Source organism: Pseudomonas sp. SIMBA_041, from assembly GCF_046535095.1.
GTDB classification, from domain to species: domain Bacteria; phylum Pseudomonadota; class Gammaproteobacteria; order Pseudomonadales; family Pseudomonadaceae; genus Aquipseudomonas; species Aquipseudomonas mucoides.
Genome location: NZ_JAWRXJ010001010.1, coordinates 1 through 232, shown reverse-complemented (window position 1 = coordinate 232; position 232 = coordinate 1). Strand labels below are relative to the sequence as shown.

1 protein-coding gene is annotated in these 232 nt (G+C 61.6%); it reads right to left on the bottom strand.

The window, feature by feature from the left end:
• Positions 1-232 (bottom strand): hypothetical protein (locus tag SB725_RS34165; protein WP_410923821.1); only part of this gene is annotated, 232 nt, incomplete at both ends.

Here is a 232-nt window from a genome sequence, read left to right as displayed (position 1 = left end):
AACGGATTCACGAGATAGGACAGCCCCACCCACTCGTGATCGACTGCTGTCGGCACACCGCTCACACCGGTGGGCAACGTACCAGGCGTCACCCCGTAACTCGCGGGGGTTGCGTCCGATGCGCTCAGATGCTGATAACCGACGTAGGCCTTGAGCGGGCCCCATGCATATGTGCCGCCGGCCATGATGGAGCGCGAGCTGACATACACGTTCGAGAACTTCCCGTTGGGAT